General features: G+C 51.5%; 15 protein-coding genes and 1 pseudogene. 3 read left to right on the top strand and 13 right to left on the bottom strand.

Going from position 1 to position 16,084, the window contains the following annotated elements; all coding sequences use genetic code 11:
* A partial coding sequence (locus ACFSB2_RS15910) for a catalase (RefSeq protein ID WP_377944078.1) occupies window positions 1-1,451 on the bottom strand: 1,451 nt, incomplete at its 3' end.
* Window positions 1,452-1,618: 167 nt separating this feature from the next.
* On the opposite strand from ACFSB2_RS15910, the gene ACFSB2_RS15915 reads away from it, so the two are divergent.
* Window positions 1,619-2,020, top strand: coding sequence for a Fur family transcriptional regulator (locus tag ACFSB2_RS15915; RefSeq protein WP_377944079.1), 402 nt, complete (start codon window positions 1,619-1,621; stop codon window positions 2,018-2,020).
* A 130-nt stretch (window positions 2,021-2,150) separates the two neighbouring features.
* Here the strand turns inward: ACFSB2_RS15915 and ACFSB2_RS15920 are convergent, their stop codons facing one another.
* The 4 genes from ACFSB2_RS15920 to ACFSB2_RS15935 are packed head-to-tail and all read right to left on the bottom strand — an operon-like array spanning window position 2,151 to window position 5,866.
* Window positions 2,151-3,179 carry a sulfate/molybdate ABC transporter ATP-binding protein gene (locus ACFSB2_RS15920; protein ID WP_377944080.1) on the bottom strand — a complete coding sequence of 343 codons (1,029 nt, stop codon included), beginning with the start codon at window positions 3,177-3,179 and terminating at the stop codon, window positions 2,151-2,153.
* Window positions 3,176-3,976: a sulfate ABC transporter permease gene (locus tag ACFSB2_RS15925; RefSeq protein WP_377944081.1), complete on the bottom strand. Its 801-nt coding sequence runs from the start codon at window positions 3,974-3,976 to the stop codon at window positions 3,176-3,178. The genes ACFSB2_RS15920 and ACFSB2_RS15925 overlap by 4 nt, the downstream gene beginning before the upstream one ends.
* Window positions 3,951-4,832, bottom strand: a complete 882-nt coding sequence (cysT, locus tag ACFSB2_RS15930; protein WP_377944082.1) for a sulfate ABC transporter permease subunit CysT — start codon at window positions 4,830-4,832, stop codon at window positions 3,951-3,953. The genes ACFSB2_RS15925 and cysT overlap by 26 nt, the downstream gene beginning before the upstream one ends.
* Window positions 4,829-5,866, bottom strand: a complete 1,038-nt coding sequence (locus ACFSB2_RS15935; RefSeq protein ID WP_377944083.1) for a sulfate ABC transporter substrate-binding protein — start codon at window positions 5,864-5,866, stop codon at window positions 4,829-4,831. The genes cysT and ACFSB2_RS15935 overlap by 4 nt, the downstream gene beginning before the upstream one ends.
* A 277-nt stretch (window positions 5,867-6,143) precedes the next feature.
* On the opposite strand from ACFSB2_RS15935, the gene ACFSB2_RS15940 reads away from it, so the two are divergent.
* Window positions 6,144-6,599: a YaiI/YqxD family protein gene (locus ACFSB2_RS15940; protein WP_377944084.1), complete on the top strand. Its 456-nt coding sequence runs from the start codon at window positions 6,144-6,146 to the stop codon at window positions 6,597-6,599.
* A 72-nt stretch (window positions 6,600-6,671) separates the two neighbouring features.
* Here ACFSB2_RS15940 and ACFSB2_RS15945 read toward each other — a convergent pair.
* The 8 genes and pseudogenes from ACFSB2_RS15945 to ACFSB2_RS15980 form a co-directional block, all read right to left on the bottom strand.
* Window positions 6,672-7,820, bottom strand: a pseudogene (locus tag ACFSB2_RS15945) (Gfo/Idh/MocA family protein); the annotation flags it as partial.
* 289 nt (window positions 7,821-8,109) lie between these two features.
* Window positions 8,110-9,096 (bottom strand): Gfo/Idh/MocA family protein, encoded by a 987-nt coding sequence (locus ACFSB2_RS15950; protein ID WP_377944085.1) that lies wholly within the window; start codon window positions 9,094-9,096, stop codon window positions 8,110-8,112.
* The gene (locus ACFSB2_RS15955) at window positions 9,093-10,091 is read right to left on the bottom strand and encodes a Gfo/Idh/MocA family protein (RefSeq protein ID WP_377944086.1); all 999 of its coding nucleotides are present in this window, start codon (window positions 10,089-10,091) and stop codon (window positions 9,093-9,095) included. The genes ACFSB2_RS15950 and ACFSB2_RS15955 overlap by 4 nt, the downstream gene beginning before the upstream one ends.
* 184 nt (window positions 10,092-10,275) lie before the next feature.
* Entirely contained in the window at window positions 10,276-11,325 is a 1,050-nt protein-coding gene (locus ACFSB2_RS15960; protein WP_377944087.1) for a Gfo/Idh/MocA family protein, read from the bottom strand.
* Window positions 11,326-11,383: 58 nt separating this feature from the next.
* A complete protein-coding gene (locus tag ACFSB2_RS15965; RefSeq protein ID WP_377944088.1) occupies window positions 11,384-12,328 on the bottom strand; it encodes an ROK family protein in 945 nt (314 codons plus the stop codon).
* A 93-nt stretch (window positions 12,329-12,421) separates the two neighbouring features.
* The gene (locus ACFSB2_RS15970) at window positions 12,422-13,114 is read right to left on the bottom strand and encodes an N-acetylmannosamine-6-phosphate 2-epimerase (protein ID WP_377944089.1); all 693 of its coding nucleotides are present in this window, start codon (window positions 13,112-13,114) and stop codon (window positions 12,422-12,424) included.
* Window positions 13,115-13,263: 149 nt separating this feature from the next.
* Window positions 13,264-14,124 (bottom strand): MurR/RpiR family transcriptional regulator, encoded by an 861-nt coding sequence (locus tag ACFSB2_RS15975; protein ID WP_377944090.1) that lies wholly within the window; start codon window positions 14,122-14,124, stop codon window positions 13,264-13,266.
* 196 nt (window positions 14,125-14,320) lie between these two features.
* The gene (locus ACFSB2_RS15980; RefSeq protein WP_377944091.1) at window positions 14,321-14,953 is read right to left on the bottom strand and encodes a ThuA domain-containing protein; all 633 of its coding nucleotides are present in this window, start codon (window positions 14,951-14,953) and stop codon (window positions 14,321-14,323) included.
* A gap of 252 nt (window positions 14,954-15,205) precedes the next feature.
* Between ACFSB2_RS15980 and ACFSB2_RS15985 the strand changes: the two genes are divergently transcribed.
* Window positions 15,206-16,021 carry an ABC transporter ATP-binding protein gene (locus ACFSB2_RS15985; RefSeq protein ID WP_377944092.1) on the top strand — a complete coding sequence of 272 codons (816 nt, stop codon included), beginning with the start codon at window positions 15,206-15,208 and terminating at the stop codon, window positions 16,019-16,021.
* The last annotated feature ends 63 nt before the right edge of the window (window positions 16,022-16,084 follow it).

The raw sequence follows: 16,084 nt of genomic DNA on the forward strand, positions 1-16,084 counted from the left end.
GATACATCAGAGGTGAGTCCAAGACCTTTGGCGATACGCTCTCCCCAATTGGCATCCGCCTTGGCAAAATGCTCAACTTGGCGTCGTTGAATCGCCTCATCGACCGGTTTCATCGCGTCGACGATGTTCTCGATGAGTCTATCTTGCTCATCCGCCGTCATCAAACGATACAAGTCACCGGGTTGCGTGTAATGGTCATCTCGGTCGTACGGTGTATGGCCAGTTGTCCCAGACACTGGCAAACGATATCCCTCCAGCGATTTTGTCTCCGTGGGCGTGCCATAACTGTTCGGTTCATAATTGAGCGATCCGCCGCCATTGCCATCAAAGCGCATCGCGCCGTCGCGTTGGTAGTTGTGCACCTCTGCGGCGTGAGGTCGGTTGACTGGCAGCAGATTGAAATTTGTCCCAACACGATAACGATGCGCATCCGCGTAGGCAAACAACCGTCCCTGCAGCATCTTGTCGGGCGAAAAACCGATGCCTGGCACGACATTGCCCGGTGAGAAGGTAGCTTGTTCCACATCCGCAAAATAGTTTTCGGGATTGCGGTTCAAAACCAGACGACCGACTGGAATCAAAGGATAATCCTCGAAGTGCCAAACCTTCGTCACGTCGAACGGATCGAACTTGTATGTGTCCGCATCCGCGAGCGGCATGATTTGCACGTACAGTTTCCAAGCCGGGAAATCGCCCTGTTCAATCGCGTTGTACAGATCCTCTGTGGCATAATCCGGATTTTCGCCTGCCATCTTGATGGCTTCTTCTCTCGTGAAGTTTTCAATGCCCTGCTCTGTCCTGAAATGATATTTGACCCAAACGGCTTCACCTTTGTCGTTGATCCACTGGAATGTGTGGCTGCCGTATCCATGCATGTGACGATACGTCTTGGGCGTCCCGCGGTCTGAGAACAAAATGGTCACTTGGTGCAGCGACTCCGGCGAGAGGGAGAAAAAGTCCCACATGTCATTCGGATCTTTCGTATTGGTCGCCGGTTTGCGCTTTTGCGTATGGATGAAATCTGGGAATTTGACTGCATCGCGAATAAAGAAGACCGGTGTGTTGTTGCCAACGAGATCGTAATTGCCGTCTTCGGTATAGAATTTGATGGCAAATCCCCGTGGGTCGCGCACGGAATCTGCGGATCCTTTCTCACCGCCCACTGTCGAAAAGCGCGCAAATACTTCTGTGCGTTTGCCGACGGTGGACAAAAAGTTGGCGCTGGTCCATTTGCTCACATCATCTGTGACTTCAAAATAGCCGAAGGCGCCAGCTCCCTTGGCATGCACAACACGCTCTGGCACGCGCTCACGATTAAAATGCGCCAGTTTTTCAAACAGATGTACATCTTCAAATACGGTCGGTCCACGTGACCCCGCAGTCTTCGAATTTTGATTATCCACAACAGGTGCCCCAGTTTGTGTTGTCAACCGATGGTCAGCCAATGTCATTCGCCCTTTCGTTTTAGAAATTAGACTTAGTATAAATCCTAATATAGAATATAGCAAGAGGGTACGAAAATGATGTAGCGTAGATTGACCAGCCCATAGCAATCAGTGTAGATTCATTACATTGTCAACGTTTTGGCCATACATTGTGAATAAGGAGGAGATGCATCGTGAATCGCAAGGTGAACTGGACCACACAGCGCAGAGTCATTTACGAATTGATTCAAACCGCAAAAGATCACCCGACGGCAAATGACGTGTTGGAACGACTGCGTGAATCTGGTCATCAGTTTGCATATGGGACGGTCTACAACTCATTGCGCTATCTCGTCGAAATGGGGCTCGTTCGCGAGTTGAAGCTTGGCAACGCCGTCAGCCGCTTTGATGGCCGCATCGAAGATCATCTGCACATCATTTGTGACGTGTGTGGAACGGTCGCGGAAGCCGCCGTGGAATTGCCAGATACTTGGCTCAGTGAGGTCGCTTCGAAGACGAATTTTACGGTGGAAAACGCCGAGATCGTCCTGCATGGGGTCTGCCAAAACTGCAGAAATCAAAGAACATCTGAATGACTGCAATGCGGCGAATGGGTAGATAGAAAATGGACTTATATCTATTTTTTGAAAGCATGCCTGACCACCAGGTCGGTTTACAGCTCGATGGCCAGGCCCGACACAATTTTTTCAATCTTTAGCCGCTTGCCTAGTCAAACAAGCGGTAGCTCTGAATTGAAATGGCGACCCGCTGACCAGGTATGAGCAAGTCACGCTGTTTTCTATCCACATAGGCCTGAATTTGGACCGTATCTGTCAACCGTACATCCACGCCGTAGAAGTTCCCCTTGTATGACGCGCGAATCACTTTGCCCACCACATCGTGCGCAGAAGAAACCGTCGTCAGACGCACATCCGCAGGGCGAATGATAGCCCGCACTTCCTGGCCATCCTGTTTGGCGGACGCATCCAACGCAAATGGCCCAAGCGCAAATTTCCCGCTTTGCACAACGCCGACAAACTGGTTTGCCTCGCCAACAAAATCAGCCACAAACAGGCTTTTCGGGGCATCGTAAACTTCTTGGGGCGTGCCGAGCTGCTCTACGCGGCCTTGATGCATAACCAGTACCCTGTCGGCAATTTCCAACGCTTCTTCCTGATCATGTGTGACAAAAATACTCGTGATCCCGATTTCATCGTGCACCTGGCGGACCCATTTGCGCAATTCTCGCCTGATTTTCGTGTCGATGGCGGCAAACGGCTCATCCAATAGCAAGATGCTGGGTTTGGGTGCAAGCGCCCGCGCCAAGGCGACGCGCTGTGCCTGCCCGCCCGAAAGTTGATTGGGATAGCGATGTTCAAGCCCAGGCAAATGGACGAGATCGAGCAAATCGTGCACCCTTGCTTTGATTTCAGCAGGCCGCTGTTTTTGCACGCGCAAGCCAAACGCGATATTTTCAAACACGCTCATATGTTTAAACAGCGCGTAATTCTGAAAGACGAAGCCGACACCTCGTTTTTGCGGTGACAAGTGATCTATCACTTGACCACGGATGCGAATCTCCCCGGCATTTTGTTTATCCAATCCGGCAATCAGGCGCAATAAAGTGGTTTTGCCGCTGCCACTAGGGCCAAGAAAGCCGATCATTTCCCCTTCTTGAATGGTGAAACTGACGTCGTTCAGCGCAGCTGAACCACCAGAAAATCGTTTTACCAAGTGACTGACTTCGATACTCATACGCGCTGCACTCCTTGCCGTTTCCTGACGAAATGCAATAGTAGCAAAATGACAAATGAGGTGGCCGCAAGCACCAGTGATACCGCGTAAGCGCCCTGCATTTGACTGTTGACCGTCGCCTGATAAACATAGAGCGTCGCGGTCTGTGTGAGCATGATCAAACTGCCTGAGACCACCAGCACAGCGCCAAATTCACCCTGCGCGCGGGCAATGGTCAAAACCATCCCGTATATCAAGCTCCATTTGATTTCAGGCAGCGTCACCCGCCAAAATATTCGCCAACCAGAGGCCCCCAAAGTCAGCGCCGCCTCTTCCTGTTGTGTGCCAATCTCCCGCAAAACGGGCACCAATTCACGCACGACAAAAGGAAATGTGACAAACAAGGTGGCCATCACCATCCCTGGCATAGCAAACATCAATTTCACGTTGTTCTGCTGCAAAAATCCGCCGATGAACGTGTTCGGCCCATAGATGAGTAGCAGCGCCAAGCCCGCAATGACGGGAGACACCGCAAACGGAATATCGACAATGGCATTGACCACTTGCCAGCCGCGCATGTTGCGCCGCGCAATGATGATGGATGTCAGGATGCCAAACACGGTGTTGATGATGACGGTGATGGCCGTGATCTCAAAGGTCAACCGCAGTGAAAAGAGCGCATCCGGCTTTGTAAGCTGCACCCAAAACTGACCAAAGCCGTCGCGAAATGCGCCCGAAAGCATTCCGATGACAGGGAGGATAATCAAAAGAGCGAACCAGACGTAGACAAAACTAAACAGCCCGATCCGACGCTTCATACCTATCGCTCCCTTCCCGTTTTTTTGTGAACCACGACGCGATATGCTTCAATTTGGCTTGCGGTTTTTGTTTCAACATGTACAGTTGATAGACCAGCGCCAGAAAAGAAATCGCCAGCAGCACAACCGAGATGGCTGCTGCGCCTTGTTGGTCGTAGTTCTCCAATAGTCCATACAGATACACCGCAGCAACCTGCGTATGCATCGGCAGGTTGCCCGAGATCACCACCACAGCGCCCAACTCCGCCATGGAACGGCTAAATATCAACGTGAAACCAGACAAGATTCCGGGCATCAATGTCGGCAAAATGATGGCTTTCATAATACGCCAGCCGCTCGCACCCAACGTCGACGCCGCTTCCTCCATGCGAACGTCGATATCTTCCAACAATGGCTGCACAGCCCGGATGGTATAAGGAAATGTCACAAAAACCATCGCCAAGATAATCGCCGCAGTCGAGTACACCAGTTGAATGTGATAATGCGCCAACCAGATGCCCAAAGGGGCCGATGGACCATAGAGCAAAACGAGCATGATGCCACTTACGGTCGTTGGAATGGCAAAAGGCAAATCGACCAATGCGTTCAAAATGGACTTGCCAGGCAACTGCGTACGCACCAGCGCATAGGCGATGAATGTCCCCGCGATGGTATTGATGATGGCTGCGATGAGTGCCGTTTCTACCGTGACGCGTAAGGCAGCGACGCCAATCGGTTGGATGACAGCATGGATAAATTGATGAACCCCGCCTGAAAACGCCTGTTCAAAAATGGAGCCGACTGGCAGAACAATCAGCAAAAACATGTATCCAGCCACTGAGACAAACGAAATTTTTGTATGGATAGATCGGTTCATTTGGCCTCCAGCACCTGGTTCCAAATCCCGCTGTCAGAATATAAATCGGCATCGATTTTTGGCCAACCGCCCTCATCCTTCACTGTAAACAGATCCTTTGGCGTCGGGAATTTTTTCGCTGCAGAGCTTTGCAAAGCAGCATCTATCGGTCGAAAACCAGCTTGCTCGAAAATCTTTTGTCCCTGTTCACTTTCCAAGAACGACACAAACGCTTCAGCAACTTTTCGATCCCCATGTTTATCCACATTCTTGTCGACCACCGCAATTGGGTTTTCAATCAGCATGGTGGAATTTGGAACGACCTCACTGAAGGTCTTCAAGTTGTTACTATCTTCAAGGATTTCATTTTCGTAACTGACCACCGCGTCCCCGGTCCCGTTCGTAAATGTGGTCATGGAAGCTTCGCCTGACTTATCGAGCACTTTTACGTTTTTCACGATTTGCGAAAGTAAAGATTTTGCCTTTGCCGGCGTACCATGGCGCAAAGTTGCATAATAAATGGCGTTGATGTCCCACTTTGCCCCACCTGAAGTCGATGGATTTGGCAAGTCCACAGTCACCCCTGGTTTGGCCAAATCAGCCCAGGACTCAATATGCTTCGGATTTCCTTTGCGCACGCCAATGGTGACAATGGAATCCGTCACAATGCCGTGGTTTGGCCCAGCTTGCCAATTGTGCGTGATCAACCCGGCTTGTTGAATTTTGTCGACATCATCCGCAAGCGACAAAGCGGCGACATCGACAGGCAAGCCGCTGGCAATCGCACGTGCTTCTGCACCGGAGGCATCAAACGAAGCGTCGAACTTGACCGTCTGCCCCGTCTTTTTCTTCCAATATTTCTCGAATGCCGGAAACAGCTGATTTTCATAGACTTTCTGGGTCACACTGTAGGAGCCAAAATAGAGTGTCACGGTCTTGGCAGAATTTGTCGACTGACCACTTGCCGAGTCATTGTTGCCGCCTGTTTGAGAACCACAACCTGCAATACCTGCCATCATCATAACAATTGTGCTTGCCAAGGCGAATTTGCGCACGAAAGTCCCTCCCCATGTCCATTCCGATCTCGATTTTTTCCTTTGCCCACAAGCAACCCAAATCATTTTGGGGCAAGATTAAGTATCATTCTCATTATTCCGACCGATTTTGTCAACATTGACATGATGTCATGACCAATTTGAAGTGATATCATGTCAAGTGACAGATGATGCCTTGAATGGGGCAGTTGACATACGGTGCAAACTGGGGATGGAGGCGTCAGGCGAAGCACCCTCTGGGATTTTGTAAACGTAACGCAAAGGAGAAACCGCTCAGATGATGATTTTTGTCGATGCTGATGCTACCCCGCGTGATGTGCTGAGCATCACGCGCCGAGTGGCAAAAGAAGCGGATATCGCGCTTGTCACGGTCAGTTCCATCAATCACAATATCGACGGCCCCAACCACATCCAGGTCGATGCTGCGCCCCAAGCCACGGACATGGAAATCGTCAAACGCATGCGCGCTGACGAGCAGACCATTGTCATCACGCAGGATTACGGCCTGGCCGCAATGGTTCTAGCCCGCAATGGACGCGCCATTTCGCCCAGCGGGCGCATATTTTCGAATGAAAACATCGATTCGCTACTAGCCGAACGAGCGATGAGCGCCAAACTCCGCCGCAGTGGCAAAGTCCGTCTGCGCGGTCCTCGGGCCCGGACAGCTGCAGACAACGCGCATTTTGAGGAAGCTTTACGGAGATTGATCAATTCTTTTGACGAAAACGCCTAACGACAAGCATGTAAATCAGGCCCAATCCGCATTGGATGGGCCCTGTTCACACTTTTGATCAGTCTGATGATTTTAAAAGAAATGCTCCATCGAAAAACCGACGGGCAGTGGTGCGGGCCGTTCACAAGTGGTCGTCATTTCATAGTGACGGCCTTCGTCCGATGCCACTTGAAATCCTTGCATCACTTCCAGCGCATGCAATGCCAGCGCGCCACTCGCGCGATGTGGACGCTTTTGCAAAATGGCGTCCGCCATATCCGCCACAGCCAAACCTCGGCCATTCTCCGTAAATCCGTGTGTGAGCGCCACTTCTGTCCACTCTTTTGCATCACGGCGGCGAATGGAAATTGGGCCGCCAAAGCCGTTGGGATCCGGCACACTTAACGTGCCTTCCGTACCATAAATCTCGATGAGCGGCAATCTCGCATGCCAGACATCAAAACTTGTGATGATGGTTCCAACCGCGCCTGACGCAAAATCAAACACCCCTGCGACATGTGTGGCTGTCTCTACCGGAATCTCCTGGCCATACTTGGGCTTGCTTGTGATGGTGCGCGTTGGGAACGTCACTTGCGCCGACCCTGTCACCCTGCGAACAGGACCAATCAAATTGACCAATGCGGTAATATAGTACGGCCCCATATCAAACATCGGGCCACCGCCTGCCTGATAATAGAACGCCGGATCTGGATGCCAACTTTCGTGCCCATGGCACATCATGAAGGCGGTTGCAGCAATCGGTTGACCAATCCAGCCATCGTCAATCAGCTTGCGGCACGTTTGAATGCCACCGCCAAGGAATGTGTCTGGCGCCCCGCCGACCAAGAGACCCTTCTCTTTGGCAAGTTCCACTGTGCGCAAGCCGTCCGCCAAATTGATGGCCAGCGGTTTTTCCACGTGCACGTGTTTCCCTGCCGCCAACGCTTTTTGACATACGTCCGCATGCGCTTTGGGAATCGTCAAATTGACAACGATTTCAACGTCCGCATCCGCCAACAACTCATCCACACTGCATGCTTTGGCGATGCCAAATTGATTGGCGCGCGCTTTCGCCCGCTCTACATCCAAATCGGCGCAAGCAACCACCTCGGTGTTCGGAAATGATTGCAGGTTCCGGAAATATACTTCGCTGATATTTCCACAGCCAATGATACCTACTTTTACACGACGCATAGACTGCCCTCCTAAATGCTCAACCCATTTGTGCGCTAATAAGCACGTGTCCGACTCAACCGCTTTCGCGCATGTTTATACAATCGCATGAAACCTTTCAATGTGACATGAAATTGGATAAACACGCCCGCAGCTTCTATACGCGGACACCTTCTAGCTCCATTTTAAGCTAGTGATGCTTGAGGGACAACGTGCTCATCCTTACGCATTTTGCTATTTCCATACCTTGCGCACCAATGTTCAGGAGATTTCCAGATACAAACGAGGGCCGTCCTAATGTCCAACACAGCTAGACATAGACGACCCAACATCTATGAGAAACAGTTTTTAGGAAAAATCACGCGCGCTGCAATTGCACAGGCGCTTTTACTTTCGCCGACTCATACGCAGCCAAAGCGACCTCCATCGCCCGTAGGCCGTCTTCCCCCGTCACAGAAGGCGCTTTGTTGTCGCGCACACTCTGGATGAAATCAGCAATCAGCAACTCATCCATGTCATTGCCCCAATTCTGATACGTCGCATGACCGCGATCATCACTGTGAAGCGTCATATGCTGCGCATTTGAATCCAGTTCCAGCACACCATCCGTGCCGATGATTTCAATTGTGACGTCGCCCCAAGTCGGATATGTCCTCGGACGAGACCAACTGGGATCATGCGAGGCAATGATGCCGTTCTCAAATTCGAAGAGCAACAGCCCACAATCGTCAACGGGCAAATTCTCATAGAAACGCGTGTCCACTTCTGCAAACACTTCACGCACCTCGCTGCCGGTCAGCCAGCGCATGATATCCAGCACGTGCACAGTGTGATCCAAAACGGCCCCGCCCCCAGACAGTTGTTTGTCCACAAACCAACCACCGGGATTTTGGCCGCGATTCGTCCCCCGCATGGCCAGGATGCGACCAATTTTCCCGTCGTCAATCAGCTCTTTGACACGGCGGACTGAAGGATGGAACCGCACTGGAAACGCAATCTGCAACAGCGTACCATGCTTCTTACAAGCCGCAATCATGCGCGTTGCATCTGCGACGTTGGTGGCAATCGGCTTTTCACACAACACGTGTTTTTTCGCCTCTGCAGCAGCGACCACAATGTCTGCATGTTTGGCATTCTCGGAGCAGACGATGACCGCATCGACATCCGTTTTCAACAACTCATGATAATCTTGCACATACGTTGCACCCAATTCGGTTGCAGCCGTTTGCCCGCGTTTTGGATCTTCATCCGCGATGATGGTAAGTTCTACGTCAGGAATTTGTTGGATTGCCCGCGCGTATGAGTACGCGTGCATATGCGCAAAGCTGATGATGCCAATTTTCACTTCGCCACCCCCAATGCAACCGCCTCACCGGTCTGAATCGATTTCAACGCAGCCAAGCTGATTTCCAACGCTTTGTAAGCATCCTCGGCTGTCACAAGCGCAGCATCACCTGTCGTCAAACACGCGAGGAAGTGCTCCAATTCAAGTTGGTACGGGTCTTTTTCCAATGGACTTTCCGGCACTGCGACACCGCCGCTGCGATATTGGTTATCACGCAAAGATAGATGAATCGGCGCCTCATTGCCACTCGTATGTTCAAGCACACCTTTGTTGCCCGCCACTTCCAACATGGTTTTGAATCCTGATGGATACGCCCAAGTGCCTTCGACATGGCCAATGACGCCATTTTGGAAGCGGAGACTGACAAAGGCGTGATCCAACCGATTGATGTCGCGACCAAGCAAACCTTTGGCATACACGCGTTCCACTTCGCCAAAACACCAACGGAGGAAGTCGAAATCATGGATGATGGCGTCGACCACCAATGTGCCTGACAATTCCACATTGGCATACCAGTCATTCCATGCGCGCGGGAAACCGCCCCCGCGCATCGCCCGCACAGTTCCTACATCCCCCACCGCATTGGCCGCCAACAGCTCATGCGCACGCCGATATTGCGGGAAAAAGCGAAGCACTTGCGCGATAAACAAGCGGACGCCATGTTCTTCACACAGTTGGATCATCGCCTGCGCGTCTTCGAGTGTGCGCGCAATCGGTTTTTCACAAATCACATGCTTCCCAGCTCGGGCAGCTTGTTCGACATAAGCGCGGTGCAAGTAGGTCGGCACACAAATATCGACCACATCGACCTCTTCTTCTGCCAACAGTTGCTCAAGCGTCGCATACCAGTTCGTGTTCAGCAGGAATGCCTTCTCGCGGCCATGCATTTCTCGAATGTCGACAATGCCCACCAGTTTTGCATCTTCCATGCGTGCATACGCTTCCGCGTGCACATTGCCAATCGTGCCACAGCCCACCAAAGCTACGCGATACATATCATCCATCGCCCCTCAAGCCCTTGTTGTGATTTAATTCAAACTGCCTCTCGGCGCAAACTGCTGCCAATTGCAACAATCGTCCATCACGCGTTCTTGACGATCCCGCTCGTCAACACATGAAATCGAATTTCAATGCCGCGCCGCTGAATGGCTGCGGCGCGGGCGATCACGTTGCAGCAGTTTAGAGAATGACTTCGCGGCCTGTTTGGGCAGATTCAGTGATCCCGCTCAGCATTTGCACAATTTGCGCGCCTTGTTCGGCCGTGATCAAAGGCGCTGTGCGCGTCTGTACAGTCTCGACGAAATGGTTGATTTCATCTTCGTAAAAATCGTTGCTTACAATGTCAATGCGACTTTCCGTAAAAATGTCGTCGCGCTCGCCATAGAAACAAAGCGGATCAAGCGAGACGCCGCCCTTTGTGCCAAAGACATCCACCTTGACCGCGTCGTCTTGCGCACCATTGAGCGCCCAGCTCACTTCCAGGCTCAGCACCATGCCATTTTGAAAGCGGATATACGCGCTCGCAAAGTCCTCCACATCAAACACCGCATTGTCCTGATTGGCAGCGTCAGCCGACTTCCAGCGTGAAGTCATCGCCGTTTTGTAAGCGCCAATGCCCTGCACCAATTGCCCGGTGACCGATGTTGCCTGCGGTCTACCGGTAATCCACCAGGCGACGTCCAACGCATGCACGCCGATGTCCATCAGCGGTCCGCCGCCCGATTTCGATTTATCCGTGAACCAGCCTGTCGGCGTACCGCGGCGGCGCAAGATTTTCGCTTTGACGTAGTAGATGTCGCCTACATCGCCGTGATCGACAAACCGCTTGATGGAGCGCGCTTCATTGCGGAAGCGATGCGGCATGCCAATCATGCAGATGCGATTGCTCTTTTTGACCGCCTCGACCAATTGCAAAGCTTCTTGGTAGTCGGTGGACAACGGTTTTTCGAGCAGTACGTCCACCCCGTTTTCCAACGCGATCAACGCGAGAGGCACATGGCTGGTGTTCGGCGTACAAATGCTGACAGCATCCAGCTTTTCAGCCTTAAACATCTCGGCTACATCGGTATAGACGCGGGGGACGCCAAACTCATCGGCCACTGCGCGGGCGCGGGCCTCATCGAAATCGGCAACCGCGACCAGCTCTACGTCCTTGTTTTTGCGATAATTCGGAAGATGCGCAAGGCGCGCAATCGAACCAATTCCAATCACACCAACTTTGATGGTCATCACAATTCCTCCTGAATACATGAATCGATTTTAGATAAGCCCAAAGATACAGACAATCTCACCGGGCGTGTGAATGATAGTGGAACGGCTGCAATGCAGCGCCAACCAAGCCAGCGTCGGAGCCAAAACGCGCGTTGGCCAACGTCACCGTGCCGAGCAGTGAAGAAATGCCATGGATTGCGAATGCTTGCCTCACCCGGTCAAGAGCCCCGTTCCCCTCAGCCATGATTCCACCAGCAAACACAATCATTTCTGGGTTAAAACTGTGTGCTAGATTGACCGACGCTGCTGTCAACGCCGCAATCGCTTGGTCCAAAACCTCGTTCGCCAGCACATCGCCTTGTTTTGCCTTTCTAAAAACCATTTCGCCCGTCAGTTCTTTGGCCTGTCCCTCTACAAGACCAAGACGTTGCGCCATCTGTGCGGCAATACCGGCGCCCGACGCGAACAGTTCAAGACAGCCTCTGGCGCCGCAATTGCAGAGCGGGCCTTGAAAATCAACGGTCATATGGCCGAATTCAGCCGCCCCGCCCCAACTGCCATGCAACAATTCGCCGTTCATCATCGCCGCCCCGCCGATGCCTGTGCCAAGCGACAACATCACAACATGTCTTTTAGCGACGGCCACGCCCAGACTGGCTTCCGCCAGCAACTGAACATTTACATCGTTGTCAACCCATACCGGGAGACCTGTGATTGGCTGCAACGTCTTTCTAAGTTCAACATTTGCCCAGTTGAGAATATTCGGCGTACCGGACAGCACACATCCATTCACAAAATCTACCTGTCCCGCCGTACCAATCCCCACCCCCGCCAAAGAAATCGTTTTGAGCACTTCGCAAGTTTGGAGTTCAGCGAGCAATGTGACCAGCGTACGCACAACTTGTGCACCGTCGTGCGCTGGCGTATTTACGCGAATGCGATGAAGGACTACCCCATCTTCGCGCACAATGCCAGCTAGCATCTTCGTCGCGCCAATGTCAACGCCAATGCTGTGGCGCATGCGCCTCCCCCCACGCTTTCATAATCAGTAACCAGAAAGGGTCACATAGAGAAAGCTGGTCATTCCAAGGAACCATATGATTCTGATGCCTTTTCAAAAGTCGCGCATTTTTTCAACAAAAAGGCGTGTGATTTCCTGCGGTCGTGTGATGGCAGAACCTACGACCACCGCGACACAACCGAGCTGAATACAGCGCAACGCCTCATCCGGGGTATGGATTCTGCCTTCAGCAATCACAGGTTTCCCTGTATTCCGCACCAAGGACTCGATGAGCGCAAAGTCCGGCTCTGTGCGCTGTGGACTATAAGGCGTATAGCCAGATAACGTCGAAGCGACCACATCTACGCCAAGTCCTGCAGCGGTCAAACCTTCTTCTAGCGTCGAGACATCAGCCATAATCAACAGTTCTGGAAACGCGGCACGAATCCTCCTGACCAACGCCTCTAAAGTTTCTCCACCAGGACGTGTTCTCGAAGTTGCGTCTAAAGCCACCACATCTGCTCCAGCATGCGCAACTTCTTCGACTTCTTTAAACGTCGGCGTGATGTACACCGGACTTCCCGCATAATTCCGTTTTACGATCCCGATAAGCGGCATGGCGACTTCTGCTTTGATTTTGCGGATGTCATCCGCTCCATTTGCGCGGATGCCAACAGCACCGCCAATGGCAACTGCCCTCGCCATGAGTGGCATCATGCCAGTGCCATATAACGGCTCATCATCAAGCGCCTGACAAGAAACAATCAATCCGCCGCGAATCTTTTGAATGAACGTTCCATTTTCCATCTCGGAAATCTCCAAATGCTATAGAATCGGACTGCTTCACCTAAAGGAGTATTCGCGCCAAAATGAAATATACCTCCAAACCCAATATTAAAGTGGAGTTTTTTTTCGAAAAACAAATGCGATGATCCATACACATCGCGCCGGGCGAGCTAGTACAATTTATCTATCACGGCTTGCGCCGTTTGTTTCAGCGCTTTAATTGTCGAGTCCTGTTGTTTGATGGAAACAATGGTAGACAGGATATCCAGTAAGTGAATCTGTGCCAATTTCGAAGCAAATGCCCCACCTTGTAGAGGGTTTTCTTGTGAAGCGGCCAACAAAATAGCGTCTGCATAGGATGTCACAGGCGAACGTGCATGATTGGTCAAACAAATGACAAAAGCGCCGTTGTTTTTCGCAATCCGCATTGCGTCCACTAAATCTTTCGTGCTACCCGATGTGGAAATGCCGACGACCACATCCGCTTCGGTGACTAACGCACAATTCATGGAAATAATATGCGCGTCAGACGCGTAGTGGGCGTCGAACCCTAAGCGCATAAATCGATACTGAGCATCTTGGGCCGTAATGCCCGACGAACCTACACCAAAAAAATATTGACGTCGACCGCGCATCAATGCATCCGTGGCTTTTTGCAATTCCTTCTCATCCAATAAGCCAATGGTGTCTTCAAGCGCTTGCGTATTGAACATCGTCATCTTGCGACACATCACATCAACGCTGTCATTCTCTTCAATCTTGCCGTATACTTGCTGCTTTGGGCTGACGAGATCCTGGGCAATCGACAATTTAAATTCTTGAAACCCACTGTAGCCCAATTTGCGGCAAAAACGAATGATGGTCGTTTCACCAACACCCGCAAGCAGCGCGAGATCCGTAATGGAGGAATAAACTGTCTGACTTGGATCCTTCAATACGGACGTCGCAACCTTTTGCTCTGCTTTGGACAACGAAGGCAAGATGCTGTGCATCATCGCGATCGAATTTGCGTTCGTTTGTGTCTTTTCCATAGCTTCACCTCGGACTTTCATTGTGCTATTGATAGGACCAGGGCGACATCACATCGCCCTGGTCCTATCCTGTAAATCATACGATACCTTTGCGCGCGCCATCCGCGATGCCTCGATTGACTGATATTTTCATGATGTTGCTGGTGCGGGACGCATCACGCATGGCGGTCTATCATGAACATCTTACTGCCAATGTTTAGTCTTTGGCTGCAGCCCATACCATCCCCTGCAGCATCAACTGACTCACCTCTGGCATCTTGACGACTTTGTCGGTGTGTCCCAGCGAACAGTAAAACACGCGCCCTTGGCCATAGGTTTTAGTCCATGCCACGGGCATGGTCACTTCGCCAAACTGTGTGGTAGCCAGCACGTGATTGACAGGATCCACATGCATGTAATACTGTTCCGAGGTGACCGTGAAGTCATGTATACCTGCGGTGATCTCATGTTCCTTATCCGTAATGTTGACATCATATGTCACGCCATCATTACCCGGATGTGCGACCCATTGGCCGCCGACCATGTATTGGAACTCCGGCGCATCGCGAAATGCGTCCCCCATGCCTCCATGTAGACCAGTGATGCCAACACCACTTTGAACCGCTTTCACCAATCCTTCCAATTGCGGATGTGAGATGGTGCCCATCGTCCAATGCGGCACAATCAGATTGTAGGTCTTTAAATGCGCCGCATCGCTGAATACCTCCAAATTGTCCGCTACTTCCACGGCGAAATCAGCAGATTTGAGCAACTGCGCCAGTACCTCTGACACCTCGCGAGGTTGATGCCCTTCCCAACCACCTTGTACAATGAGTGCTGTTTTCCCCATCTTGTATGTACCTCCCTGTGACGACAATGCTGTTTACGAGCATCGCAAAGCAACTGTCATTACATTTTAGATCCTTCAAGCCTATGTTATCACTTTATTCGAACGATTATATGATAGGATTTACGGTAGCATGCGGTTTAAATCGCCATGCGCGATGCTTCCCGCACCAGCGGCGCTACAAAAAGATCATCAATCGAGGCATCGCGGACGGTGCATCGACTTTGTCTCAAGATAGAAAGGCGGACAGCACAGATGACGACAATCCAATTAAGTGATGTATCCTGGGTGCGCAATCAAAAAATGATTTTGTCTGATATCAATTGGACTGTGAAAAAAGGAGAACACTGGGCAATCATCGGCCTGAACGGATCAGGCAAGACCTCCATTCTCAATTTGATAACCGGATATACTTGGCCCACAAAAGGCACTGTGGAAGTGCTTGGCCATCGCTTCGGCAAAGTGGATTTGCGCGAAGTTCGCAAACAGATTGGCTGGGTGAGCGCCTCGATGGCGGATCGAATCACGACGGATAAGCCGTTAGAAAGAGCGCTCGATGTGGTCATCAGCGGCAAGTATGCATCTGTCGGCCTGTGGGAAAATGACGCGCATGATGAGGATATCGCCTATCAACTGCTCGTGGAGATGAATAGCGAGCACCTCGCAGACAAGCCATTGCAAGTGCTCTCTCAAGGGGAAAAACAGCGTGTGCTCATCGCCCGTGCCATGATGTCCAAATTGGATTTGCTCATTCTCGACGAACCCTGTACTGGACTGGACGTGCGCGCGCGTGAAACGCTGTTGCAGGCGATTGACCGCTTGGCGCATGGCCAAACCTCCCATGTGCCCACCTTATTGTATGTGACACATCATTCGGAGGAAATCCTCCCTTGTTTCACCCATGTGCTGCTGCTGAAAAACGGGAAGATCAGCGCCAGCGGACCCAAGCACGAAGTGATGACATCGGAGCATTTGTCAGATGCGTTTGAAATTGACGTCGATTTGTCCTGGCGTGGGAATCGCCCGTGGATTCAAGTGGAATCCTGGACACAAACTCCCTCAACTTCGTGATAAATTGTTTCCCGCTTTTGCGTCTGCAGCTTTCAATTTTTAACGCGGTTGAACAAGGACCTT

The sequence above is a fragment of the Alicyclobacillus fodiniaquatilis genome, assembly GCF_042678105.1.
GTDB lineage: Bacteria > Bacillota > Bacilli > Alicyclobacillales > Alicyclobacillaceae > Alicyclobacillus > Alicyclobacillus fodiniaquatilis.